General features: G+C 64.2%; 20 protein-coding genes. 9 read left to right on the top strand and 11 right to left on the bottom strand.

The genetic code is table 11. The features are described 5' to 3' along the window. Positions 1-259 precede the first annotated feature (259 nt). Both MRBLMU1_RS31015 and MRBLMU1_RS31010 read right to left on the bottom strand, forming a co-directional pair. On the bottom strand, positions 260-601 hold the full coding sequence (locus MRBLMU1_RS31015) for a c-type cytochrome (RefSeq protein WP_363510151.1): 342 nt from the start codon (positions 599-601) through the stop codon (positions 260-262). 11 nt (positions 602-612) lie between these two features. Continuing rightward, positions 613-957 carry a c-type cytochrome gene (locus tag MRBLMU1_RS31010; protein ID WP_363510149.1) on the bottom strand — a complete coding sequence of 115 codons (345 nt, stop codon included), beginning with the start codon at positions 955-957 and terminating at the stop codon, positions 613-615. Between the two features lie 218 nt (positions 958-1175). Here MRBLMU1_RS31010 and MRBLMU1_RS31005 point away from each other — a divergent pair, with 218 nt between their 5' ends. From MRBLMU1_RS31005 to MRBLMU1_RS30995, 3 genes are read left to right on the top strand one after another with little or no spacing between them, the layout of a single operon-like run. Then, positions 1176-2030 (top strand): AAA family ATPase, encoded by an 855-nt coding sequence (locus MRBLMU1_RS31005; protein ID WP_363510147.1) that lies wholly within the window; start codon positions 1176-1178, stop codon positions 2028-2030. Beyond that, a complete protein-coding gene (locus MRBLMU1_RS31000; RefSeq protein WP_363510145.1) occupies positions 2030-2623 on the top strand; it encodes a GNAT family N-acetyltransferase in 594 nt (197 codons plus the stop codon). Before MRBLMU1_RS31005 ends, MRBLMU1_RS31000 begins: the two co-directional genes overlap by 1 nt. A 1-nt stretch (position 2624) precedes the next feature. Then, complete coding sequence (locus MRBLMU1_RS30995) at positions 2625-3794, top strand: vWA domain-containing protein (protein ID WP_363510143.1); 1170 nt, start codon at positions 2625-2627, stop codon at positions 3792-3794. Positions 3795-3926: 132 nt separating this feature from the next. Here the strand turns inward: MRBLMU1_RS30995 and MRBLMU1_RS30990 are convergent, their stop codons facing one another. The 7 genes from MRBLMU1_RS30990 to MRBLMU1_RS30960 are packed head-to-tail and all read right to left on the bottom strand — an operon-like array spanning position 3927 to position 12783. Continuing rightward, the gene (locus MRBLMU1_RS30990) at positions 3927-4634 is read right to left on the bottom strand and encodes an ArsR/SmtB family transcription factor (RefSeq protein WP_363510141.1); all 708 of its coding nucleotides are present in this window, start codon (positions 4632-4634) and stop codon (positions 3927-3929) included. Next, complete coding sequence (kdpE, locus tag MRBLMU1_RS30985) at positions 4631-5335, bottom strand: two-component system response regulator KdpE (protein ID WP_363510139.1); 705 nt, start codon at positions 5333-5335, stop codon at positions 4631-4633. The genes MRBLMU1_RS30990 and kdpE overlap by 4 nt, the downstream gene beginning before the upstream one ends. Before the next feature lie 14 nt (positions 5336-5349). Then, a complete protein-coding gene (gene kdpD, locus MRBLMU1_RS30980) occupies positions 5350-8142 on the bottom strand; it encodes a two-component system sensor histidine kinase KdpD (RefSeq protein ID WP_363510266.1) in 2793 nt (930 codons plus the stop codon). Positions 8143-8157: 15 nt separating this feature from the next. Beyond that, positions 8158-8748, bottom strand: a complete 591-nt coding sequence (kdpC, locus tag MRBLMU1_RS30975; RefSeq protein WP_363510138.1) for a potassium-transporting ATPase subunit KdpC — start codon at positions 8746-8748, stop codon at positions 8158-8160. Between the two features lie 10 nt (positions 8749-8758). Next, positions 8759-10843: a potassium-transporting ATPase subunit KdpB gene (kdpB, locus tag MRBLMU1_RS30970; RefSeq protein WP_363510265.1), complete on the bottom strand. Its 2085-nt coding sequence runs from the start codon at positions 10841-10843 to the stop codon at positions 8759-8761. Positions 10844-10876: 33 nt separating this feature from the next. Further along, positions 10877-12694 carry a potassium-transporting ATPase subunit KdpA gene (gene kdpA, locus MRBLMU1_RS30965; protein ID WP_363510136.1) on the bottom strand — a complete coding sequence of 606 codons (1818 nt, stop codon included), beginning with the start codon at positions 12692-12694 and terminating at the stop codon, positions 10877-10879. Further along, positions 12694-12783, bottom strand: a complete 90-nt coding sequence (locus MRBLMU1_RS30960; protein WP_090317198.1) for a potassium-transporting ATPase subunit F — start codon at positions 12781-12783, stop codon at positions 12694-12696. The genes kdpA and MRBLMU1_RS30960 overlap by 1 nt, the downstream gene beginning before the upstream one ends. 311 nt (positions 12784-13094) lie before the next feature. On the opposite strand from MRBLMU1_RS30960, the gene dapA reads away from it, so the two are divergent. Together dapA and MRBLMU1_RS30945 are read left to right on the top strand one after the other, a co-directional pair. Beyond that, entirely contained in the window at positions 13095-14039 is a 945-nt protein-coding gene (dapA, locus tag MRBLMU1_RS30950) for a 4-hydroxy-tetrahydrodipicolinate synthase (protein ID WP_363510133.1), read from the top strand. Then, entirely contained in the window at positions 14036-14608 is a 573-nt protein-coding gene (locus MRBLMU1_RS30945; RefSeq protein WP_363510131.1) for a hypothetical protein, read from the top strand. Before dapA ends, MRBLMU1_RS30945 begins: the two co-directional genes overlap by 4 nt. A 112-nt stretch (positions 14609-14720) precedes the next feature. Here the strand turns inward: MRBLMU1_RS30945 and MRBLMU1_RS30940 are convergent, their stop codons facing one another. Both MRBLMU1_RS30940 and MRBLMU1_RS30935 read right to left on the bottom strand, forming a co-directional pair. After that, on the bottom strand, positions 14721-15488 hold the full coding sequence (locus MRBLMU1_RS30940; protein WP_363510129.1) for a TorF family putative porin: 768 nt from the start codon (positions 15486-15488) through the stop codon (positions 14721-14723). 54 nt (positions 15489-15542) lie between these two features. Continuing rightward, complete coding sequence (locus MRBLMU1_RS30935; protein WP_363510127.1) at positions 15543-15872, bottom strand: hypothetical protein; 330 nt, start codon at positions 15870-15872, stop codon at positions 15543-15545. A gap of 223 nt (positions 15873-16095) precedes the next feature. Here MRBLMU1_RS30935 and MRBLMU1_RS30930 point away from each other — a divergent pair, with 223 nt between their 5' ends. From MRBLMU1_RS30930 to parC, 4 genes are read left to right on the top strand one after another with little or no spacing between them, the layout of a single operon-like run. Next, positions 16096-18093, top strand: coding sequence for a DNA topoisomerase IV subunit B (locus MRBLMU1_RS30930; RefSeq protein WP_363510125.1), 1998 nt, complete (start codon positions 16096-16098; stop codon positions 18091-18093). Position 18094: 1 nt separating this feature from the next. Continuing rightward, positions 18095-19804, top strand: a complete 1710-nt coding sequence (locus MRBLMU1_RS30925; RefSeq protein WP_363510123.1) for a molecular chaperone HscC — start codon at positions 18095-18097, stop codon at positions 19802-19804. Beyond that, positions 19801-21606, top strand: a complete 1806-nt coding sequence (locus MRBLMU1_RS30920; RefSeq protein WP_363510121.1) for a J domain-containing protein — start codon at positions 19801-19803, stop codon at positions 21604-21606. The genes MRBLMU1_RS30925 and MRBLMU1_RS30920 overlap by 4 nt, the downstream gene beginning before the upstream one ends. Before the next feature lie 13 nt (positions 21607-21619). Beyond that, positions 21620-24031 (top strand): DNA topoisomerase IV subunit A, encoded by a 2412-nt coding sequence (parC, locus tag MRBLMU1_RS30915; protein ID WP_363510119.1) that lies wholly within the window; start codon positions 21620-21622, stop codon positions 24029-24031. Positions 24032-24199: the final 168 nt, after the last annotated feature.

Raw genomic sequence — 24199 nt, 5'->3', positions numbered from 1 at the left:
AAGAGGGTGACGGCTGCCGATGCTTGCGCAATGCTTATTGGCGGCGAAAACCGACTATAGAATTGCGCGAGTGTCCATAGATATTATCAAGAAAGAGGATTTTAGCAGCGCAAGGTTGGCGCCAGATGAGGGATAACACTTAAGGAAAGCGGAAGAAACTACGTAGACGGATTCAAAAAAATCGGGAAAAAGATGCAAAAAAGCCACGCAATGCGTGGCTTTTCGGGGCTGGACGGGGGCGTCGCCGTGGCTCGGCTACTCAGCGGTGCACCACCAGGCTGCCCGGCAGGCTGTGGAAATACGCCGCCAGGTCCTTGATTTCCTGGTTGGTCAGCGGCTTGACCTGGCCGGTCATGATGGCATTGTTGCGTCCGTTGGCGCCATCGCCGCGCTTATAGCCGGTCAACGCGTGTTCCAGGTAGTCCTTGTGCTGGCCGGCCAGCTTCGGATAGCTGGGGTCGATCGGGGAGTTGTAATCCTTGCCATGGCAGGTGAAGCAGCTGTATTTGTCGGCCACGGCCTTGCCGGCGGCGACATTGCCGCCAGCAACGGCGGAGAACGACAGGACGGAGCAGAACAGTGCGGCGATCAGTTTTTTCATAGTGGCGGTCCTCATTTCGCTGCGGTACGTGTCTGCTGCGAGTAAAACGCGGCGACATCGGCGATATCCTGGTCCGACAGGCTGGCCGCGATGCCCTTCATGGATGGGTGCTTGCGATCGCCCTTTTTATAGGCCTGCAGCGCGTTTTCAATATACTTGGCCGACTGGCCGCCGATCATCGGCACCTGAAACACTTCCGGGAAAGTGGCTTTGTAGCCAGGAATTCCATGACAACCGATACACATTTCAACCTTTGCCTTGGCGTTCTGGGCGTTGCCCACGATTTCCGCCGCGGCGGCGACCTGGACGGTCTGGGCGAGGCCTGCGAGCACGAGAAGTGCGGTGATTTTTTTCATGGTGTTTGCAAGGTAAGTAATCGGATACTACCGCGGATGCAAAACTTGACTTTTGCACTATTAGCCTGCGATTCTAACTCAAGAAATTTTTCTAAGCTACACAGAATCATTGCCGGAACAACACAGTGCCGGGGCCGGCTATCGGGGTGATACCGGCCCACAACATCGGCCATTCTCCCCTATACTCGACAAATCCCTTTTTCACCGAGACATAACGCATGCAAGCCACCCCACGCTTTGAGGGTTCCGACCAGTACGTCGCGACCAATGACCTGAAACTGGCCGTGAATGCGGCCCTGACGCTGCAACGCCCGCTGCTGATCAAGGGCGAGCCGGGCACCGGCAAGACCATGCTGGCCGAGGAGGTGGCGGCCGCGCTGAACATGCCGCTGATGCAGTGGCACATCAAGTCCACCACCAAGGCGCAACAAGGCTTGTACGAATACGACGCGGTGTCGCGTTTGCGCGACTCCCAGCTCGGCGACGAGCGCGTGCGCGACATCCAGAACTACATCGTCAAGGGCGTGCTGTGGCAGGCCTTCACGGCGCCGGAGCCGGTGGTGCTGCTGATCGACGAAATCGACAAGGCCGACATCGAGTTCCCCAACGACCTGCTGCGCGAGCTCGATCGCATGGAGTTCTACGTCTACGAGACGCGCGAAATGGTGCGCGCGGTGCACCGGCCGCTGGTGATCATCACCTCCAACAACGAGAAGGAGCTGCCGGACGCCTTCCTGCGCCGCTGCTTCTTCCACTATATTAAATTCCCCGACCGCGACACGATGGAGCAAATCGTCGCCGTGCACTACCCGCATTTGAAGAAGGATCTGCTGGCGCAGGCGCTGCAAAGCTTCTACGAGGTGCGCGACGTGCCGGGCCTGAAGAAAAAGCCGTCGACGTCGGAATTCCTCGACTGGCTCAAGCTCCTGATGGCCGAGGACATCCCCGCCGAGGCGCTGCGCAGCCAGGACGCCAAGGCCATCGTGCCGCCGCTGCACGGCGCGCTGCTCAAGAACGAGCAGGACGTGCACCTGTTCGAGCGCCTGGTGTTCATGTCGAGGACCAACCGCTGATGAAAGCCCCCACCCCTCTCACACTGGAATTGAACGGCGTGCGGCTCGAGCCGCTCGGGCCTCAGCACGCCGAAGGCCTGCTGGCCGCCGCGCGGGACGGCGAACTGTGGACCCTGCGCGTCACCTCCGTGCCGGCGCCGAACGAAGTGGACGCCTACATCGACAAGGCGCTGGAGATGCGCCCCACCCGGCTGGCGTTCGCCGTCGTCGACGCGGCCAGCGGCGCCGTCATCGGCTCGACCAGCTACCACGACATCCTCCCGGAGGTCGGCCGTATCGAGATCGGCTACACCTGGTACGCCAAGAGCCGCCAGCGCAGCCATGTCAACTCCACCTGCAAGCTGCTGCTGATGACGCACGCGTTCGAGAAACTGGGCGCGGCGCTGGTCGGACTGCGCACCGATAACTTCAACCACGCCTCGCAGGCGGCCATCGAGCGCCTGGGCGCGCGCAAGGACGGCGTGCTGCGCCACCACGCGCTGCGCCGCGACGGCACCGTGCGCGACACGGTCATGTATAGCATCACCGCCGGCGAGTGGCCGGAGATCAAGGCGCAGCTGCGCTACCGGCTGGAACGGCACGGGAAGGCCTGAAATGCTGATCGATTTCTTCTTCACCCTCAAGGACGCCAAGATCCCGGTCACGATCAAGGAGTTCCTGACCCTGCTCGAAGCGATGCAAAAGAACGTCATCGACGCCTCGCTCGACGACTTCTATTACCTGTCGCGCCTCACCTTGGTGAAGGACGAGGCGCACTTCGACAAATTCGACCGCGCCTTCGGCATGTACTTCAAGGGCGTCAACGACGTCTTCGAGACCAACAGCGCGATTCCTCTCGACTGGCTGCTGCAACGCATGAAGCGTGAGCTCAGCGACGAGCAAAGGGCCGAACTGGAGAAATTCGGCTACGACAAGCTGATGGACCGCCTGCAGGAACTGCTCAAGGAGCAGAAGGAACGCCACGAGGGCGGCAGCAAATGGATAGGCACGGGCGGCACCTCGCCCTTCGGCAATGGCGGCACCAATCCGGAGGGTGTGCGCATCGGCGGCAAGGGCGGCAACCGCACGGCGGTCAAGGTGTGGGAGGCGCGCGCCTACAAGGACTACGACGGCGACAAGGAGATCGGCACGCGCAACATCAAGGTCGCGCTGCGGCGGCTGCGCAAGTTCGCGCGCCAGGGCGCCGAGGAGGAGTTGGCGCTCGACGCCACCATCCGCGCCACGGCCAGCAACGCCGGCTACCTGGATATCAAGATGCAGCCAGAGCGCAAGAACAATATCAAGGTGTTGATGCTGTTCGACGTCGGCGGGACGATGGACGACCATATCGAGCGCACCGAGGAGCTGTTCTCGGCGTCGAAGACGGAGTTCAAGAACATGGAGTTCTTCTACTTCCACAACTGCGTGTATGACTATATGTGGAAGAACAACCGGCGCAGGCATTCGGAGCGGTTTCCGACGTGGGACATCCTGCGCAAGTACCCGGCGGATACCAAGGTGATTTTCGTCGGCGATGCGACCATGAGTCCCTATGAGGTGCTGCAGCCGGGGGGATCGGTGGAGTATAACAATGCGGAAGCGGGCAGCGAGTGGCTGGCGCGCTTCACGAATGCGTTTCCGAAATTCGTCTGGCTCAATCCGGAGCCGGAGGGGATCTGGCAGTACCGGCAATCGGTGAGCATCATCCGCCAGTTGATGAACAACCGGATGTTCCCACTGACGATGGATGGGCTGGAGCGAGCCATGCGGACGCTGAGCAAGTGAACACGATGGCCAAAATCCTCTAAATCGTCTAAATGTATAAATCTTCTAAAACACGTAGGGCGGATTAGGCGGAACGCCGTAATCCGCCATGTACGCGCCGCCGACGGAGCCTGGCGGATTACGCGCTGCGCGCTAATCCGCCCTACGTGTTTCAGAAATACTCGCCAGCCGCTTGCCGCCGGCGGCCGTCAACGTCAGCTCCCGCGAATCCCGTTCGCGGCGCAGCCATCCTTGCGCTATCCACGCCTCCAGCATCGCCACCGCCAACGGACCGGCGAAATGATCGCGCCGCTCCGACCAGTCGACGCAGCCGTACAACTGCCGCCGTCCCGCCCGCGCTTCCAGCGCCTCCGCCGGCACGCCCATTTGCGCCAACCCGTCGCGCCCCGCCGCCGTCAACGCATAATCGCGACCGCCCTCCTCCACGACCCAGCCCCGCGCCAGCATCGCCTCGCACAACCGTACACCAAGCTCCCCCGCCAAATGCCCATAACAGCTGCGCGCATGACGCAACCCGCGCATCGCCGCGCCCCGCCAGCGCGTGGTCTCCGGCAGCGCGCCGTCGGCCACCCGCAGCAGCGCCTCCAACGCGTGCGCGACATCGGCATCGGCCAACATGAAATACCGGTGCCGCCCCTGCGCGCGCACCTGCGCCAGCCCCTCGTCCACCAGCAGCTTGAGGTGCTGCGAAGCGGTGGACGCGGCCACGCCGGCATGTTCGGCCAGCTCGGTGGCGGTGTAGCATCGGCCATCGAGCAACCGGGACAACATCAACGCCCGCGTGGGATCGCCGATGGCGGCGGCCACGCGCGCGAAACGCGGCTGCACCGGCGCCATCATGACTGTAATTGGAGGCGGTAGCCGACGGCGGTTTCGGTCAGCAGATGGCGCGGCTGGGTCGGATCGGCTTCCAGCTTGTGCCGCAGGTGGCCCATATAGATACGCAGATAGTGGCCGTTCTCCGCCTGCGACGGGCCCCAAACGGCGCGCAGCAGTTGGGGATTGGTCATCACGCGGCCGGCGTTGGCCACCAGGACGGCCAGCAGGCGGTACTCGGTCGGCGTCAGGTGGACGTTTTCGCCGGCGCGCGTGACGCGGCGGTTTTTCAGGTCCACCGCGACGTCGCCGAACTGAATCAGGCCGTCATTGTCGACCGCCGGCTGGCGCTGGCGCCGCAAGGTGGCGCGCACCCGCGCCAGCAGCTCGCCGACGCCGAACGGCTTGGTCAGATAGTCGTCGGCCCCGGCATCAAGCGCGCGGATCTTGTCCGCCTCGTTGACCCGCGCCGACAGCACGATCACCGGCACCGTCGACCATTTGCGCAGATCGGCGACAAAATCGATGCCGTCGCCATCGGGTAGGCCCAGATCGAGCACGATCAGGTCCGGCTTGCGGGTGCCGGCGTCGATCAGGCCACGCTGCATGGTCGCCGCCTCGTGCACCTGCCAGCCCTCCTCCTCCAGCGCGGTGCGCACAAAGCGGCGGATTTGCGGCTCGTCCTCGACCAGCAAGGCAATGGGGGCGGTCGCTACGTCATTCATTTGCGTCATTCATATCAGCTATCCTGTTCCAACTCGTGCATCTCCGGCATTTCCGGCGGCGTGCCAAGCGGCAGCGAGATCGCGAAGCCCGCTCCGCCCAGGGGCGACGGCGCCGCCGCGATGCGCCCGCCGTGTGCCTCGACGATGGCGCGGCAGATCGCCAGCCCCAGACCGACACCCGACTTGGCCGATTCCCGTTCGCCGCGCGTGAACTTCTCGAAGAGGGCTTCTTCTCGCCCGGGCGGCAAACCCGGACCGTCATCATAGACCAGGATATTAATCCAGGCGCCATGCAGCTCGGCGGCGATGACGATCTGCGATCCCGGCGGCGTATATTTGCCGGCGTTTTCCATAAGATTGCACAGCACCCGCTCGATCAGCACGGCGTCGTAACGCACCAGCGGCAGGTCGGACGGCAACCGCGTGCGCACCACATGGCCTTTCAGCAGGGAGGTGCTGGCGCGCAGCGCGCTGCCCACCACCTCCTCCAGCGGCTGCCATTGCAGGTTGAATTTCACTTCCCCGCTCTGGATGCGCGCCATATCGAGCAGATTGGAGACCAGGGCGCTCATGCGCAGCGCCTCGTCGTGCAGCGCGGCCGCCATGTCCAGCTGCGAGGGCGCCAGCGCCGGTTTCGAGCCGGCCAGCGATTCGGACAGGCCGACCAGGGACGTCAGCGGCGTGCGCAGGTCGTGCGACAACGCCGCCAGCAGCGAGTTGCGCAGCCGCTCGGACTCCATGTTGACCAGCGCGTTCTGCGCCACTTCGATGTAGTGCACCCGTTCCAGCGCGATGGCGGCCAGCGCGGCGAACGTATCGAGCTGCTGCCGCTGCTCGGGGATCAGTATCCAGCGCGCGTTCGCCGGTTCGATCGCCAGCACGCCGCGCGTGCGCATCGGCGCCTCCAGCGGCAGGTAGAAAATCCGGCTGGCCGGCAAGGTGCCGGTGCCCAGACCCGCGCTTTCGGCGTGGTCGAACGACCACTGGGCGATGCCGATGTCGAGCGCGGAGCGGTGCTCGATGTAGGCGGCATCGACGGCGGAGGCGCCAGCGCCGCCACCGGCGCCGGGCGGCGGCGTCCGCAGCCGGCCCTCCTCATCCGGCACCATCAAGGTGGAGCGGGCGCGGAAGGCGCGCTGTATCGCCGCCTGCGTGGTGTCGAAGATTTGCTCGGTTTGCAGCGCGCCCGACAACTCGCGCGCGAACTCGTACAGCGCGCGCGAACGCTTTTCGCGCTGCGAGGCGATGCGTGCCTCGAAGCGCAGGCCGGCGGTCAGGTGGCCGGTGATCAGGCCTACCGCCAGCATGACGACAAAGGTGATCACATACTGGAAATCCGTCACGGCGAACGTGAAACGCGGCGGGACGAAGAAGAAGTCGAAGCAGGCCACGCTGACGCAAGTGCCCAGCACCGACGGTCCGCGACCATAGCGCACCGCCACCAGCACCACCATCAGCAAAAACAGCATCGCGATATTGGCCAGATCGAGCCAAGCCGCCAGCGGCGTGGCCACCAGCGCGGTGGCCACGCTGGCAGTCGCCGCGATCAGGTAGCCGGCGGCGCGGCTGCGCAGCCATGGCACTTTGACGCCAGTATCATCGGCGTCGCCGGCCACGGTGTCGGCGTCGCGGCCAACGGGAACCGGCGATGCCGCCTCCGGCTCCTTGCTCGCCCGGCCGATTTCGATCAGGTCCAGATCCGGCGCGTAGAGCGCGAGGCGCTTGATGTGCGGCGGGCGCCACGGCCATGTCGGATGGGCGCGGCCGACCACGATCTTCGACAGATTGTGGCCGCGCGCGTACTCCACGGCCGCCAGCGCGATGTCGCGCCCGGAAATGACCGCCGTGGTCGCGCCCAGGCTCTCGGCCAGCTTGAGGGTTTTGAGTATCTGCTCGCGCCGCGCGGCCGGCAACCGGTGCAGCGAGGGCGTTTCGACATAGATCGCGTGCCAGCCGGTGCCGAGCTGGCCGGCCAGCCGCGCCGTGCTGCGCACCGTGTGCTCGCCGCCGGGGCGCGGACCGACGCAAGCCAGCAGCGCGGCGCCAGTCTTCCAGATGTCGGCGATCGATTGCTCGACGCGGTAGGCCCGCACGTCGTCCTCGACCCGGTCGGCGGTGCGGCGCAGCGCCAGCTCGCGCAGCGCGATCAGATTCCCTTTGCGGAAGAAGTTCTTCGACGCGCGCTCGGCCTGCTGCTCCTGATAGACCTTGCCGCTCTTGAGGCGCGCCAGCAGCTCGTCGGCCGGGATATCGACCAGCACCACTTCGTCGGCCTGGTCGAACACCGTGTCGGGCACCGTCTCGCCGACGCGGATGCCGGTGATGCCGCCGACGACATCGTTGAGGCTTTCAAGGTGCTGCACATTGACGGTGGTGAGCACGTCGATGCCGGCGTCGAGCAGTTCCTCGATGTCCTGCCAGCGCTTGGGGTGGCGCGAGCCGGGCGCGTTGGAGTGCGCCAGTTCGTCCATGAGGATCAGCGGCGGCCGCCGTTCCAGCGCGCCATCGAGATCGAATTCGGCCAGGGTCTTGCCGCGGTACTCGATCCGCTTGGGCGGCAGCACGTCCAGGTCCCCCAGCATGGCGGCCGTCTCGCCGCGCCCGTGGGTTTCGACCACGCCGACCAGCACCTCCTGCCCTTCGGCCCGCAGCTTGCGGGCGGCGGCCAGCATCGCATAGGTCTTGCCGACGCCGGCCGAGGCGCCGAAGTAGATGCGCAGCTTGCCGCGAGCAGCTTTGCGCTCCTGCGCCTGCACCTGCGCCAGCAGCGCATCGGGGTCGGGTCGTTGGCTCTCGTTGGGGAACATGGACATGCGTTGATTTTACCGCTTGTCGGGGCTCGCCGCGCCGTCGAGCGCCAGATTCATCGCCAAAACGTTAACCCTTGGCTCGCCGAAGAAACCAAACACCTGGGCGATCTGATGGCGGTCGATCAGCGCCAGCACCTCCTTGGCCGGCAGCTTGCGGGCGGCGGCGATGCGGCCGGCCTGATAGCGCGCGGCGGCCACGCTAATCTCGGGATCGAGCCCGCTGGCGGACGCCGTCACCAGATCGACCGGTATGGCGGCGGTGTTGGAGGGATCCGCCGCCTTGAGCGCGTCGATACGGCCTTTGACCGCGTCCAGCAGCGCCGGGTTGTTCGGTCCCTGGTTGGAACCGCTGGAACCGGCCGCGTTGTTGGGCATCGGCCCGGTGGCCGACGGACGGCCCCAGAAATACTTCGGCGACGAGAAAGACTGGCCGATCAGCGTCGAGCCGACCTCCTTGCCGCCGACTTCCACCAGGCTGCCGGCGGCCTTGGCGGAGAACGCGGCGGCGCCGATGCCGGTGACGGCGAGCGGGTAGACCACACCACAGATCAGGGTCAGGGCGCTGAAAACGACGACTGCGGGACGAATTGCGGAAAACGACATGATGAACTCCTTAAACCAGGTTAAGCGCAGACAGCAGCAGGTCGATGGCCTTGATGCCGACGAACGGCAGAATGATGCCGCCTACGCCGTACAGCAGCAGGTTGCGGCGCAACAGCGCGACGGCGCCGATGGCGCGGTAACGCACGCCTTTGAGCGCCAGCGGAATCAGCGCGACGATGATCAGCGCATTGAAAATCACCGCCGACATGATGGCCGACGACGGGCTGGCCAGGTGCATGATGTCGAGCGCCTTCAATTGCGGATAGGTGCCGACGAAGGCCGCCGGGATGATGGCGAAGTACTTGGCGATGTCGTTCGAGATCGAGAACGTCGTCAGCGAGCCGCGCGTCATCAGCATCTGCTTGCCGATTTCGACGATCTCCAGCAGCTTGGTCGGATTCGAATCCAGGTCGACCATGTTGCCGGCCTCCTTGGCCGCCTGCGTGCCCGAGTTCATCGCCACGGCGACGTCGGCCTGCGCCAGCGCCGGCGCGTCGTTGGTGCCGTCGCCGGTCATCGCCACCAGCCGGCCCTCGGACTGGTAGCTGCGTATCAGTTTGAGCTTGTCCTCCGGCGTCGCCTCGGCCAGGAAGTCGTCCACGCCCGCCTCCGCGGCGATGGCGGCGGCGGTCAGCTTGTTGTCGCCGGTGATCATGACGGTCTTGATGCCCATGCGGCGCAATTCGGCGAAACGCTCCTTGATGCCGCCCTTGACGATGTCCTTCAGCTCGACCACACCCATCACGCGGCCGCCGTCGACCACCACCAGCGGCGTGCTGCCGCGACGCGAAATGTCGTCGACGGCACGGGTCACCTCGGCCGGATACGGCAGGCCCAGGGACTCGACGTACTTGCGCACGGTGTCGGCCGCGCCCTTGCGGATCGCCCGGTCGCCGATATCGACGCCGCTCATACGTGTTTGCGCGGTGAACGGCACGAACACCGCGTTCAGCGACGCCATCTCGCGCTCGCGCAGGTTGAACTTCTGCTTCGCCAGCACCACGATGCTGCGCCCTTCCGGCGTCTCGTCGGCCAGCGAAGCCAGTTGCGCGATATCGGCCAGCTGCTGGTCGGTCACGCCGGGCGCCGGCACGAATGCCGACGCCTGACGGTTGCCGAGCGTGATGGTGCCGGTTTTATCGAGCAGCAGGACGTCGACATCGCCGGCCGCCTCCACCGCGCGGCCCGAGGTGGCGATCACGTTCGCCTGCATCATGCGGCTCATGCCGGCCACTCCGATGGCCGACAGCAGGCCGCCGATGGTGGTCGGGATCAGGCACACCAGCAACGCGATCAGCACCGTGATGGTGACCGGCGTGCCGCTGCCGCTGGCGGCCACGGAGAACAGCGAAAACGGCAGCAGTGTCACGGTAACGATCAGGAACACGATGGTCAGCGCCACCAGCAGGATCGTCAGCGCGATCTCGTTGGGGGTTTTCTGGCGCTTGGCGCCTTCGACCATCGAGATCATGCGGTCGAGGAACGTCTCGCCCGGATTGGCGGTGACTTTAACCACCAGCCAGTCCGACAGCACGCGCGTGCCACCGGTGACGGAAGAGAAGTCGCCGCCGGACTCTCGGATCACCGGCGCCGATTCGCCGGTGATGGCGCTTTCGTCGACCGATGCCACGCCTTCGATCACCTCGCCGTCGATCGGGATCACGTCGCCCGCCTCCACCAGGATGTAGTTACCCTTGCGCAGATCGAGCGCCGGCTGCGGCAGCCAGGTGGTGCCGTACTTGGGGCTGGCCAGCTTCTTGGCGACCACGGTTTGCTTCAGGCTGCGCAGCGAAGCCGCCTGCGCCTTGCTGCGCCCCTCGGCCATCGCCTCGGCGAAGTTCGCGAACAGCACCGTGAACCACAGCCAGACGGTGATCGCCAGGATGAAACCGGGACTGGTCTCGCCCTTGCCGAACAGCGCCTGCACGTACAGCAGCGTGGTGATGATGCTGCCGACATAGACCACGAACATCACGGGGCTGCGCACCTGCGTGGCGGGACTGAGCTTGCGGAACGAGTCGGCGATGGCCGGCATCAGCAGCTCGCTATCGAACATACCCTGCTTTTTGACCGGTGGATTGGTAAAGATGGTCATCTCTTTTTGTATAGTCTGCGACATGGTGATTCCTTATTTTGCAAACAGCTGCAAGTGGTCGACCACTGGGCCGAGCGCGAGCGCCGGAACGTAATTGAGCACGCCGACCAGCGCCACCACGCCGCACAGCAGGCCGATGAACATCAGGCCGTGGGTCGGCATCGTGCCGGCATTGGCCTGCAGCCTGTTTTTGCCCGCCAGCGAGCCGGCGATGGCCAGGATAGGCACGATCATCGCGAAGCGGCCGAACCACATCGCCACGGCCAGCATGCTGTTGTAGAACGGCGTGTTGGCCGACAGCCCGGCGAAGGCGCTGCCGTTGTTGTTGGCGGCGGAGCTGAACGCGTACAGGATCTCGGAGAAACCATGCGCGCCGGGATTGGCGATGCCGGCCTTGCCGACGTCCGTCATGACGGCGATGGCGGTACCGACCAGCACCAGGGTCGGCGTCACCAGGATGGCGATGGAGGTCATCTTCATTTCGTAAGCCTGGATCTTCTTGCCCAGGTATTCCGGCGTGCGGCCGATCATCAGGCCGGCGATGAAGACGGCCATGATGGCGAAGATCAGCATGCCGTACAGGCCCGAGCCGACGCCGCCGAAAATCACCTCGCCGAACTGGATCAACAGCATCGGGATCATGCCGCCGATCGGCATGAACGAATCGTGCATGGCGTTGACCGCGCCGCAGGAGGCTGCCGTCGTCACGGCTGCGAACAAGGCGGAGGCGCTGATGCCGAAGCGAGTCTCCTTGCCCTCCATATTGCCGCCCGATTGCAGCGCGCTCATGGCTTGGTCGACGTGCATCGCCTGCAGCGCGGGATGCGCCTGCTGCTCGGCGCCCAGCACCACCACCGTGGTGACGACGAACAGCAACGTCATCGCGCCCAGCACCGCCCAGCCCTGGCGCTGATCGCCGACCATGCGGCCGAAAGCGAAGCACAAGCCGGCGGGAATCAGGAAGATGGCCAGCATCTGCATGAAATTCGTCAGCGGCGTCGGGTTCTCATACGGATGCGCCGAATTGGCGTTGAAGAATCCGCCGCCGTTCGTACCCAGCATCTTGATCGCCTCCTGCGAAGCGACCGGTCCCATGGCGATGGTTTGCGTTTTGGCGGTCAGCGTCTCGGTGAGCGGCTCGCCCTTGGCGTCCTTCAGTGGCTGGCCGTCGGCGCCGACTTTGGGCTGCGTGTAAGTAACCGGATCGAGCAGGGTCACTTCCTTATAGGCGGAGAAGTTCTGGATCACGCCCTGCCCCATCAGGAACACGGCGAGGAGCAGCGACAGAGGCAGCAGCACATACAGTGTCGAACGGGTGGCGTCGACCCAGAAGTTACCGATCGATTTGGCCGAGCGCGAGCAAAAGCCGCGTATCAGCGCATAGGCGACGGCCATGCCGGTGGCGGCGGAGAAGAAGTTCTGGCCGGTCAGCGCCAGCATCTGGGTCAGGTAGCTCATGGTCTGTTCGCCGCTGTAGCCCTGCCAGTTGGTGTTGGCGACGAAGCTGACGGCGGTATTGAACGACGAGTCGGGGCTGACGTTGGCCAAGCCCTGGGGATTGAGCGGCAGGAAGGCCTGCAGGCGTTGCAGCGCGTAGACGGCCAGCGCGCCGATGCCGTTGAACGCCAGCAGGGCGACGGCGTAAGCTTTCCAGTTCTGGCCTTCGGGCTTGCCGTCCTTGCCGGCGATGCCGGCCGCGCGGTACAGCAGCGCCTCGATCTTTCCGATCCAGCCCATGCCGGGGACGGCGCCGCCGTCGCCGACGCGCGCCAGCAGGACGCCCAGCGGGTAAGCCAGCCCGATGACGGCGGCCAGGAACACCAGCAGCAAAATGGTCGATTGCAGGGTCATCACAGCTCCTCCGCTTTCAGCAGCGCCACGATCAGATATACCAGCAGTCCGGCGGCGGCGGCGGCGCCGATCACGTAGAAGAGGCTCATGGCTGGCCTCCCAGCTTGTCGCAACCGGCGGCAAAGGCCACGGTCACGGCAAAGAACACCACCATCGCCCCGATAAATACTATGTCCATCACACCCTCACAGGTCTTGTTTTGATACTGGGAAGGTTAGCGGGAAGGGTCTAAAGATTTTGTAAAGACTTGGAGAGGGGGTGTAAACAAACCGTAAAAATCGCTTTGCCGCTCCGCGCTTACACATCGTTTACAAGCTGTTTACGTCTCCTGCCCGACTCTTTAGAGAATTTTTACAAGCGTCGGCATAAGCTTTAAGCATTGCCACTACCTGAAAAGATCATGCTTACCTCCCTTCGCGGCATCTGGGTGCCGCTGGCCACGCCGCTGCACCACGGCGAAATCGATCTAACCGTTCTACAGAACCTGGCCGATGGCCTCATAGCGCAAGGCGCCCACGGCCTGGTGGTCTGCGGCACCACCGGCGAAGCGTCACAGCTGGACATCGACGAGCAGGACGCCGCGCTGGCGGCGGTGCTGGAAGTCGCGCACAAGCGCTGCCCGGTCCTGATGGGCATCGGCGGCAGCGACACCTTCGCCGCCGCCGGCAAGGCGCTGCGCTTCGACGACTCCGGGCTGGCCGGCTACCTGGTTTCCACGCCGGCCTACGTCCGGCCATCGCAGGACGGGCTGGTGCGCCACTTCGAGACCATCGCAGACGCCACGGCGCAGCCGATCGTGCTGTATAACGTGCCCGCGCGCACCGGCGTCAACCTGGAACTGGCCACGGCGCGCCGGCTGGCCGTCAACCCGCAATTCATCGGCATCAAGGAAGCCGGCGGCAGCTTGCAGCAGATGACGGAGCTGGTGCGCCGCACCCCGCTGTCGGTGCTATGCGGCGACGATGCCCTGCTGTTCGCCGCGCTGTGCGGCGGCGGCCATGGCGCCATCTCGGCCGCCGCGCATATCCGCGTCGACCTGTATGTGCGCCTGTGCGATCTGGTGCGCGCGCAGCGGCTGACGGAGGCGCGCGATCTGTTCGACCGGCTGCTGGCGGTCATTCGTTTGCTGTTCTCGGAACCGAATCCTGCTCCGCTCAAGGCCGCGCTGTCGATCCAGGGACGCATGGGCGAGGAGCTGCGCCTTCCGATGACGCCGGCCAGCACCCAATGCAAGCTAGGCATCGCGGCGGCGCTGGAGGAGCTGGACGACATTCCGGTTTATCGTTCGGAGGCTGCGTCGCGGCCGGCTGCAGGTGCCGGTATTGCCGCGGCGGAGGTTATATGATCGTTGCGCTGACCGGCATGGACGGCAATCGGGATGTCTCCGACCTGGCCGAGGAACTGGCGCTGCTGCGGGTGGCCGCCGGCAACCGCGTGCTGCTCGTCTGCCCCGATCCCGGCGCCTACGATCCGCAGCTTTACGATGATTTGGTGGTAGATGCCTCCTGGTTCGCGGATTCGGGGGCATCATCCACTTCGGCGCGCGCCAAGGCGGATGCGGCGCTGGCTCGGGCCGGTGTGATCGTGGCGCTGCTGCGGCGCAAGGAGCTCGATCGGCCCAATCACGCGGCGCTGCTTGAGCGGCTGCGCGAGGCGCAACGCGCCAATCCGGGCGTGCGCGTGCTGGTGACGGTGGCGCATGGCAGCGTGCCGCTGTCGGCGCATCAGACGGGGTGTGTGCTGGTGTTTGTGGCGCAGCTGCCGGGCGCGCGGCTGGCGGATATGCTGATCCTGGACGAGAAAGGGGCGTATCACTCGCACCACAGCGAGTTGGAGCCGGCGATGTACAAGACCGCCAACGTGCTGTGTGCGCCGGAGGTGCGGCACCTGTACCGCGAAGTATTCCGCGCGTGATCCGCCTCACGCACATGGCCGGGGCGTACACCGTCGAACCCCAAACCGTCGCAGGGTCGTACCCCATGGGTACGACCCTTGCCCGGATTTGCGGGTTGGGTACTAAGTATGATTAAAAGACTTTGCTGATCGTCAGCTGCAAAGCCGTCTTGCCGAGGAATTTGCCGTTCGCCGGCGAGGCGTAGGCCGTCTTGCCGGCATTCGTGCCGATCACCGCCAGCGCGCCGGTCACTACACCAAAGTCCTTGGTCGCGCCAAGCTTCCAGTCTGTGTAATTCGACGCCTCGTTGTGCTTCACCTTCTGGTGCCCGGCGTGCAGATTGACGGTAAAGCCATCGCCAGCGTCGAGATTCGCGCCGATATCCACATACCCGCTGTTTTTGCTGTCGACGAAGCCGAACAGGTTTGTCACCGCGTGCGAGTACTTAATATAGGCAGGTCCATAACCAAGCTGTCCGTAAATCTCGGTTGTGTCGGCGTTGACGAAACCTCGGACGTTTTTCAGGTCGTTGGACGGATACACATATGTCAACACGCCGACGTCGTACGACACGGCCTCGCCGACCTGCCCGCGCTTGCCCGCATAGATATCGACTTCGACATCGCCATCACCACCCGCATCCTTGGTCCATTTGATGGTAGACATCCAGACGCCGGCATACAGGCCGGTCGGATTGTTCACATAATCGAAGCCGCCCTGCAGCGCAGGCTTCAGGCGAGTCTGCGAAATGCCGCGATAGCGGTAGTCCGACACCACGGCGGCGTTGAAACTGGTTTCATTATCCGGCTTGGCGACAACGGCGGGCGCGGCATCCTCGGCGCGGGCATGGCCGCAGGCGAAAGCGGCGCTGATGGCGGCGACGAGTAGTAATTTGTTCATGGTGCGGTTCTTTCTTTCAGTGGTTGACGAAATTGGGCTAAAGGACCGCGACGATCATGGCGCCGGCCGTTCGACGAAGCGTCCGAATTCGGCGCCGGGCAGCGACCGCATCACCGCTTCCATCACCCGCGCCACCATAGCCGTGCCGACGCACAGCCACACTTTCATGCGCGCGCCATGCTCGCAGGCCTCGATGCGCATGAATTCCAGCGAATCACCGCACAGGCGCATGACCACCTGGCGCAGCGCCGTCACGGCGCCGGTATCGACCGTCAGCTGCATCACGCAGGACCGCGCGACGACCGGCGCGGACGTGCGCCTGCGGGCGCCGAGGGACCAGATCGAGCGGCGCGGGGCGAACCGGGTATGGAAAAAGGCGTGCATATCGAACTCCTGATTGATCGTTGCGATACGAATCAGCTTATCGAGGCGACCGTAAAAACGGTCTAAAAAGTCACGCTGCCGTTGTAAACATCGTGTATAAATTGGCCCGCAGCTATTTTTTGTCCCGTTTTAGACCTCGATCGCACCCGGTTGAGGATAGAATACGCAAACGAACGCCTAAAACTGTACATAAACCCAGTATTAAAATCACAAGCTTGAACGTATGGCCACTAAAAAACCAGTTTCCGACTACAGCGAATCATCCATCCGGGTCCTCAAGGGCCTGGAACCAGTCAAGCAACGTCCGGGCATGTACACCCGCACCGAAAATCCGCTGCACATCATCCAGGAAGTGATCGACAATGCCTCCGACGAGGCGCTGGGCGGCCATTGCAAGAACATCATCGTCACGCAAAACGCCGATGGCAGCATCACCGTCGAAGACGACGGCCGTGGCATCCCGGTCGGCCTGCACCCTGAAGAAGGCGTGCCGACGGTGGAAATCGTCTTCACCCGCCTGCACGCCGGCGGCAAGTTCGACAAGGGTTCGGGCGGCGCCTACGCCTTCTCGGGCGGCCTGCACGGCGTCGGCGTGTCGGTCACCAACGCGCTGTCCAAGCGCCTGGAGATCACCGTCTGGCGCAAGGAACCCGATGGCACCGGCCTGCACAAGCTGGCCTTCGAGCACGGCGACGTGGTCGAGCCCCTGTCCTCCGTGGTCGCGCCGCGCGACGGCAAAAAGTCCGGCACCCGCGTCACCGCCTGGCCGGATGCCAAGTATTTCGACTCGCCCGTCATCTCGCAGATTGAGCTTCAGCGCCTGCTGCGCTCCAAGGCGGTGCTGCTGCCCGGCGTGACCGTCACCTTGGCCAACGCCAAAACCGGCGAATCGCAAACCTGGCAGTACAACGACGGCCTGCGCGGCTACCTGACCGAGGCGCTGGCGCAATCGACCGACGGCGAGACCCTGATCCCGCTGTTCGAGGGCGCGCAGTTCGCCGGCCCGGACGCCGAAGGCTTCGCCGAGGGCGAAGGCGCGGCCTGGGTGGTGGCGTGGACCGAGCAAGGGGCGGTGGTGCGTGAATCCTACGTCAACCTGATTCCGACGCCGAACGGCGGTACCCACGAATCGGGCCTGCGCGACGGCTTGTACGGCGCCGTGAAGAACTTCGTCGAGATGCACTCGCTGCTGCCCAAGGGCGTCAAGCTGCTGCCGGAGGACGTGTTCGCGCGCGTTTCGTTCGTGTTGTCGGCCAAGGTGCTGGACCCGCAGTTCCAAGGCCAGATCAAGGAACGCCTCAATTCGCGCGATGCCGTGCGCCTGGTGTCGACCTACTCCAAGCCTGCGCTTGAACTGTGGCTGAACCATCATGTCGACTACGGCAAAAAGCTGGCGGAACTGGTCATCAAACAGGCGCAGTCGCGCCTGCGCTCCCTGCAAAAAGTCGAGAAGAAGAAGTCGTCCGGCGTGGCCGTTTTGCCGGGCAAGCTGACCGACTGTGAATCGACCGACGTGCATCGCACCGAATTGTTCCTGGTCGAGGGTGACTCGGCGGGCGGTTCGGCCAAGATGGGCCGCGACAAGGAATTCCAAGCCATCCTGCCGCTGCGCGGCAAGGTGCTCAACTCGTGGGAAACGGACCGCGACCGCCTGTTCGCCAACAACGAGATCCACGACATCTCGGTCGCCATCGGCGTCGACCCGCACACGGCCGACAGCACGCCCGACCTGTCCGGTCTGCGCTACGGCAAAATCTGCATCCTCTCCGATGCGGACGTCGATGGCTCGCACATCCAGGTGCTGCTGCTGACGCTCTTCTTCAAGCACTTCCCCGGCCTGATCGCCAACGGGAATATCTGCATCGCGCGTCCGCCGCTGTACCGCGTCGACGCGCCGGCGCGCGGCAAGAAGCCGATCCAGAAGCTGTACGCGCTCGATCCGGGCGAACTGGTGGCCATCGAGGACAAGCTGCGCAAGGACGGCCTGAAGGAAGGCGCCTGGGCGATCTCCCGCTTCAAAGGCCTGGGCGAGATGAACGCCGAGCAGCTGTGGGAAACGACGATGAATCCGGACACGCGCCGCCTGCTGCCTGTCTCGCTGGGCGCCTTCGCCCACGGCGAATCGGCCGCGCGCTTCAATATGCTGATGGGTAAAGGCGAAGCCGCCGCCCGCCGCGCGTGGATCGAAGAACACGGCAACGAAGCCGAGGCGGACATCTAACATGATCATCGGGATCGACCTGGGGACGACCAACAGTCTGGTCGCCGTCTGGCGCGACGGCCGGTCCCATATCGTCCCCAACGCTTTGGGTGAACACCTCACGCCGTCGTGCGTGAGCCTCGACGAAGACGGTACCCTACTAGTGGGCAAAGCTGCGCGCGACCGGCTGCAAACCCACCCGCAGATGACCGCCTCCATCTTCAAACGCTATATGGGCAGCGAACGGATGATCTCGCTGGGCCGGCGTGACTTCCGCCCGGAAGAACTGTCGTCCATGGTGCTGCGCGCGCTCAAGGAAGACGCCGAGGCCTACCTCGGCCATCCGGTCGAGGAAGCCGTCATCACCGTGCCTGCCTATTTTAGCGATGCCCAGCGCAAGGCCACGCGGGCGGCCGGACAGCTCGCCGGCCTGAAGGTGGAACGGCTGCTCAACGAACCCACCGCCGCGGCACTGGCCTACGGCATTCGCGACAAGGATCAGGAATCGAAATTCCTCGTCTTCGATCTGGGCGGCGGTACTTTCGACGTCTCGATCCTGGAGCTGTTCGACGGCGTGATGGAAGTGCGCGCCTCGGCTGGAGACAACTTCCTCGGTGGCGAGGATTTCGTCACCGCGTTGTATCAGGCTTTTCTCGAACGTAGCGGTTTGCTGGAAGCCATGCGCGGCCAGCCGCTCGATCCCCGCCAGCGCCAGCGCGTTCTGGCGGAATGCGAACGCGCCAAGCGCGCCTTGTCGGCGCAACCCAGCACCGTGATCGCTGTGCACCTGAACGACCGCGATTTCAGTTGGGAGGTGGACGAGGACATGTTCGCCGACCTGTCGGAACCGCTGATGGCGAGGCTGAGGGCCCCGGTCGAGCGGGCGTTGCGCGATGCCACCATCCGTGCCTCCGAACTGGACACGGTGGTGCTGGCCGGCGGCGCGACCCGTATGCCTATCGTACGCAAGCTGGTTTCGCGCATGTTCGGCCGCTTCCCCGCCAACCACGTCGATCCTGACGAAGCCATCGCGCTGGGCGCGGCCGTGCAGGCGGGGCTCAAGATGCGCGACGCCGCGCTCGACGAGGTGGTGATGACCGATGTCGCCCCCTACTCGATGGGCATTAACGTCGCCCGTAGCATCGGACCGACGCGGCATGAGTCCGGACACTACCTGCCCATCATCGAGCGCAATACCACGGTACCGGCATCGCGGTCACAGACGGTTGTCACCACCACCGACAATCAGAAAGAGATCGAGGTGGAAATCTACCAAGGCGAGTCGCGCATGGTGAACGGTAACGTATTCCTCGGCAAGCTCAATTTCCCGATCCCGTCCAAGAAGGCCGGCGAAGTGGCCATCGAAGTGCGCTTCACCTACGACATCAGCGGGGTGCTCGAAGCCGAAGCGACCGTCGTCGGCACTCAGCAGCGCCACCAAATCGTGATCACCGAGAACGCCGGTGTGATGACAGCCGCCGAGATAGCGCAACGCCTGGTGGAACTGGCCGCGATCAAGATTCACCCGCGTGATCAAATCGCCCATCGCACGCTGCTGGCGCAGGCCGACCGCCTGTACGAGGAATCCCTCGGGCCCGTGCGCGATTTCGTGGCGCGGCATGCGAGCGCTTTTCAGGCGGCGCTGGAGACCCAGGATCCGGACACGATCCGCGCCGCGCGCGCTGTGCTGGACGAGGCGCTCCGGCAGGTCGATGGCGAGAGCTATCTGTGATGCGTAGCCACGGCAACGTCTGGGACCTGCTCGGCATCGCGCCGACGGCCGACGAACGCGGCATCAAACGCGCCTATGCGCGTCTGATTAAAATTACACGTCCGGAAGACGATCCGGTGGCGTTCCAGGCACTCAATGACGCCTACCAGCAGGCGTTGCGTATCGCGCCACATTTATCCGCGAAAGATGCCGAACCAGATCGGAACGAGATCGCGGAAGCCGAGCCGAAACGCGACACCCCTTATGTCGACGCGTTGCCCCCGCAGCAGGTTTGTACGGCATCTGCGACCGCCGACAGAGACGATGCGTCCGAAGCCGTCATCGTCATTGACCGCGCTTCGCACGACAAACCCGACGTCCTCGCACAATTCAACGCCTGGCAGCAGGGTGACGAATTGTGGCAGGAGTTTTTGGCCGAAAGCCGCCGCGATCCGGCGGTCGCACTGGCCGCCCTGCGCGCCAGCGGAAAGCTCGATAATCTGGCCATCGCCGAGGCATTCGAATTCTCGGCGGTGCGGCACTGCGCCACCGAGGAATGCCGTCCCGACCTGCGAATCGAGCTGGCCAGCCACTTTCGCTGGAATCAGGACGCCGCGCACCTCGAACGTCTCGATGCCAATGCGGCGCAACACGCCATCGGCCGCTTGCGCGCTTATTATTCGCTAATGGAACTGCGCCAGCAGATGGGGCAGAGCGCCCCACTGCGCGCCCTGATGGCCAGGACGCCGCCGTCACGCACCATCCTCACCCGGCGCGCCGCCTTCATGCGCGAAATGCGCTCGATGTTATGGGAGATCCGCAACCGTCATCCGGAACTGTTGCGCTATGAACTAAACCACGAGGTGGTCGATTGGTGGCAGCACAAGGCCGACCACACCAGGTACTACATCAGTACCGCTGTCTATTCGCTCTTCGTGGCGTGGTTAATGTATGCTGGCGTCCAGATAGCGTTGAACGCGGCCGGTTTTCTGGCGCCGGCCCACAGCCCCGGGCGCGACACGCAAAACGCAATCTCCTTCGGTCTGAGCGCGCTGGTGTCGTTCTCGTTGTTCGCCTGGTGGGCGTTCAAAGTCACCCCGGGCGGTCTGCCGCGCGTGCGCCAATGGACCAATGCCGCGCTGGTCGGCATGTTGTATTGCCTTCGCCCCGGTATCAAGTGGCAGTTGGCCTGGCTGACGCAGGTCTTCGCGGGCACGCTGCTGCTGCTCGTTGCGCAGCCTCCGGCGCCGCTGCAATGGGCGCTCGGGATGGTGTTCGGTGTGTGCGCGATCAATGGCCTGCTGGTCCAGCCGCACGTGCTGTCCAAGAAAAACTACGTGTTCGTCGCGGTGGCCGGCCTGGTTTTTTCGTACTGGCTGCAGGAGGACCTTTATCCAGGCTATCATTTTTTGGTGATCCTGCTGGCGGTTATCAGTATCGGTGCGCAAGCGTTGCGCGGCGGCGCCGCCCTGTACCGCGCCACCGGATGGACGGCACGCGCGCTCAATCTGGCGCGCGGCACCTGGTTGGCCGCCGGCGCCGCGCTATACTATTGCATCGCCCTGCATCTGCTGCCGCTGCCGGTGACACAACTGCTGGCATGCATCATGTGCTTTACCGGCATGCTGTTGACGCGCATGAGCGCGGCCCCCGTGTTTTCCATCCCACTGTCGGTGCTGTGCGCACTTGCGCTCACCGACAGAAAACAGCTGCAATTTCAAACCCAGCCGCACGCGATTCTGCTCCAATGGAGCCTTTTCGTTGTGGCGATTTTCATCATCGTCAGCCTGGGCAAATCGCTCAGAAAGACCGAACATTATTAATTAAGCAGGCACCATGTCTACCCAAGCTAATTTATTCGACGAGACCCAAGTGGCGCCGACCCAAGCCGGCCAGCCGCCGCAGCCCCCTGTGCCTCCCGTTCCGCCACAAGGCGGCGACGGCGACGGTCCACCCGACGGCGGCGATGGCGGTGACGGCGGCGAAACGCTGACCCTGTCCACCTTCGCCGAACGCGCCTACCTCGACTACGCCATCTCGGTGGTCAAGGGCCGCGCGCTGCCGGACGTGTGCGACGGCCAGAAGCCGGTGCAGCGCCGCATCCTGTACGCGATGAACGAAATGGGCCTGAACCCGACCGCCAAGCCGCGCAAATCGGCCACCGTGGTCGGCGACGTGCTGGGTAAATTGCACCCGCACGGCGACCAGTCGGTGTACGACGCCATGGTGCGCATGGCGCAGGACTTCTCGCTGCGCTATCCGCTGGTCGACGGCCAGGGTAACTTCGGCTCGCGCGACGGCGACGGCGCGGCGGCGATGCGATACACCGAGGCGCGGCTCACGCCGATCGCCAAGGTGCTGCTCGACGAGATCAATCTCGGCACCGTGGAATTCCAGGCCAACTACGACGGTTCGACCGAGGAACCATGCCTGCTGCCGGCGCGTCTGCCGATGGTGCTGCTGAACGGCGCCTCCGGTATCGCGGTCGGCCTGGCGACGGAAATCCCGTCGCACAACCTGGGCGAGGTCACGCAGGCGGCCGTCGCCATGATCCGCAATCCTAAGATCTCGCACAGCGAGTTGATGGCGCTGGTGCCGGGCCCGGACTTCCCGGGCGGTGGCCAGATCATCACGCCGGCGGCGCAGATCAGCGAAATGTACGCCAACGGGCGTGGCAGCATGAAGGTGCGCGCGCGCTGGAAGATCGAAGAGCTGGCGCGCGGCCAGTGGCAGGCGGTGGTCACCGAACTGCCGCCGGGCACCTCGTCGCAGAAGGTGCTCGAAGAGATCGAAGAGCTGACCAATCCCAAGATCAAGATGGGCAAGAAGGCGCTGTCGCCGGAACAGCTGGCGCTCAAGTCGCTGATCCTCAACTCGCTCGACACCATTCGCGACGAATCGGGCCGGGCGGCGCCTGTGCGCCTGGTGTTCGAACCGAAGTCGAAGAACCAGGATCAGACGGAATTCATGCTGATGCTGCTGGCGCATACGTCGCTGGAATCGTCGGCGTCGATCAACCTGGTGATGATCGGCGGCGATGGCCGTCCGCGTCAAAAGGGCCTGGGCGAGATTCTGCAGGAATGGATCGACTTCCGCTTCACCACCGTCACCCGCCGCACCAAATTCAAGCTGGGCAAGGTCGACGCGCGCATCCATATCCTGGAAGGCCGCGAGACCATCCTGTTGAACATCGATGAAGTGATCCACATCATCCGCAACTCGGACGAACCGAAAGCGGCGCTGATGGAACGTTTCCGCCTGTCGGACATCCAGGCCGAAGACATCCTGGAAATCCGCCTGCGCCAACTGGCGCGGCTCGAAGCGATCAAGATCCAGCAGGAGCTGGCCGAACTGCGCAAAGAGAAGCAGCTGCTGCAGGACCTGCTCGACAATCCATCGTCGATGAAGCGCGCCATCATCAAGGAAATCGAAGCCGACACCAAGCAATACGGCGACGCCCGCCGCACCTTGATCGAAGAAGCGCAGAAGGCCGTAGTCGAACAGAAGGTGGTGGACGAACCGGTCACCGTCATCATTTCGGAAAAAGGCTGGATACGCGCGCGCACCGGCATCGGCCACGATGCCACGCAATTCACGTTCAAGGCGGGCGACACGCTGTACGGCGCGTTCGAATGCCGCACGGTCGACAACCTGCTCGCCTTCGGTAGCAACGGCAAGGTGTACTCGGTGCCCGTGGCCGCGTTGCCCAACGCGCGCGGCGACGGCGTGCCGATCACCACGCTGATCGACCTGGCTTCCGGCGCGCGCATCCAGCATTACTTCGCCGGTCCGGCCGCCACGCAACTGATGATGGCCACCAGCGCGGGCTTCGGCTTCATCGCCAAGGCCGGCGACATGGTCAGCCGCATCAAGGGCGGCAAGGCCTTTGTCACGCTGGACGAAGGCGACGTACCGCTGCCACCGGCGGTGGTGGCGGAAGGCGCCAGCGCGGTCGCGGTCTTGTCGGCCAACGCGCGGGTGCTGGTGTTCGGCATGGACGAAATGAAGGTGCTGACCAACGGCGGCCGAGGCGTCATCCTGATGGAACTGGACGACAAGGAGACTTTGATCGCGGCCAAGCCGATCAGCCAAAAAGGCGTGATCGTCTCCGGCATCGGACGTGGGGGCAAGGCGCAGGAAGAGCGCCTGTCGGCATCGGCCCTGGCGGTCCACTTCGGCAAACGCGCACGCAAAGGCAAAGCGCTGGCGACGAAGATCAAGCCAACGTCGCTGACACCTATCGTCTAACTGCAACTCCGGGGTCAGGTCCACCATTTCTACACGAACTCGGCTTTAGGCGGATGCATGCTCCGTCTACTGTCCGGCCCGTGTAGAATTGGTGGACCTGACCCCGGATTGACGGATTTCAGGATGAAAAAAAAGACGGGCAAGCCCGTCTTTTTTCTATTGCACGCT

Origin of the sequence: Burkholderia sp. LMU1-1-1.1, assembly GCF_040675865.1 — a bacterium.
Taxonomy (GTDB): domain Bacteria; phylum Pseudomonadota; class Gammaproteobacteria; order Burkholderiales; family Burkholderiaceae_D; genus Rugamonas.
Note: the sequence above shows the minus strand (reverse complement) of the source record. Positions and strands in the feature narration are given on the sequence as shown.